Origin of the sequence: Streptomyces capoamus (assembly GCF_014654935.1) — a bacterium.
Taxonomy (GTDB): Bacteria; Actinomycetota; Actinomycetes; order Streptomycetales; family Streptomycetaceae; genus Streptomyces; species Streptomyces capoamus.
In genome coordinates this window covers 75,526-76,988 of sequence record NZ_BNBF01000007.1, presented here as the reverse complement: position 1 = coordinate 76,988, position 1,463 = coordinate 75,526, and the positions used below count along the sequence as shown (strand labels likewise).

The window sequence follows — 1,463 nt, the reverse complement described above, 5'->3', positions numbered from 1 at the left end:
CCAGCTCGGCATGATCGCGGAGCTGCGGGGGGACTACCAGCAGGCCGAGGAACGCTACCGCGCCTCCCTCACCATCAGGGAGGAGCTGGGCGACCGCTCCGGCATCGCCTCCAGCTACCACCAGCTCGGCATCCTCGCGCAGGAGCGGGGGGACTACCAGCAGGCCGAGGAACGCTACCGCGCCTCCCTCACCATCAAGGAGGAGCTGGGCGACCGCTCCGGCATCGCCTCCAGCTACCACCAGCTCGGCATCCTCGCGCAGGAACGGGGGGACTACCAGCAGGCCGAGGAACACTACCGCGCCTCCCTCACCATCGCCGAGGAACTGGGCGACCGCTCCGGCATCGCCTCCAGCTACCACCAACTCGGCATCCTCGCGCAGCTACGGGGGGACTACCAGCAGGCCGAGGAACACTACCGCGCCTCCCTCACCATCGCCGAGGAGCTCGGCGACCGCTCCGGCATCGCCTCCAGCTACCACCAACTCGGCAGGCTCGCGCAGGAACGGGGGGACTACCAGCAGGCCGAAAAACGCTACCGCGCCTCCCTCACCATCGCCGAGGAGCTCGGCTACCGCTCCGGCATCGCCATCAGCTACCACCAGCTCGGCATCCTCGCGCAGCAACGGGGGGACTACCAGCAGGCCGAGGAACGCTACCGCGCCTCCCTCACCATCAAGGAGGAGCTCGGCGACCGCGCCGGTATCGCTGAGACCACAGGTCAGCTGGGCGTGCTCCGCATCGAGCAGCAACGCCCCGCCGAAGGCGTGCCGTACACGCTGCGGGCGCTGGCGCTTCAACTGGAGATTGGAAGCCCGCCCGGTAGAAGCCTTTACTGGCTCGGCCGGCAGAGGGCTCTCCTCGGCGACGACGCTTTCCGGTCCATCCTCGACAATCACATGCCGGACGACGTAGCGGCGGCGCTTATGAACACCACACCAGCTCAGACCGAGCCTCCGCCACATGAAGAGTCAACCGGGCAGGGACCCATCAAGCCCAGATCAGTTCTCGACCGTGGTGCAGCACTTCGCCGGACGATCCGCAACTTCCTCAGCCGCGACAGCCGATGATCGGCCACGATGCTGCAACATCTCCGCGAGGCCGACGAGCGGCTGGGCCGTCCTGCGGCCGTGCGAGGTCACCCGACGTCGGCCGACAACGACAGAAGCCCACGGCATCCGATTAGGTCAGAGCCGTGGGCTTCGTCAGCCTCGCCGGTCGGCGGGACCGGTGATCAGTAGACCGGCTTGTGCGGTTCGATCTGGTTGACCCAGCCGATGACGCCGCCGCCGACGTGGACCGCGTCGGAGAAGCCCGCGGACTTCAGGACCGCGAGGACTTCCGCACTGCGGACGCCCGTCTTGCAGTGCAGGACGAGCTTCTTGTCCTGCGGCAGGCCTTCCAGGGCGGTGCCCATGAGGAACTCGTTCTTGGGGATCAGCCGGGCGCCCGGGATGGAGACGA

2 protein-coding genes are annotated in these 1,463 nt (G+C 67.9%); one reads left to right on the top strand and one right to left on the bottom strand.

The annotated features are described in order from the left end of the window. Window positions 1-1,069, top strand: a 1,069-nt coding sequence (locus IE312_RS13395) for a tetratricopeptide repeat protein (protein WP_189981430.1), incomplete at its 5' end; no start/stop codon positions are given. 164 nt (window positions 1,070-1,233) lie between these two features. Here the strand turns inward: IE312_RS13395 and IE312_RS39855 are convergent. Next, window positions 1,234-1,463, bottom strand: a 230-nt coding sequence (locus tag IE312_RS39855) for a rhodanese-like domain-containing protein (RefSeq protein WP_268254313.1), incomplete at its 5' end; no start/stop codon positions are given.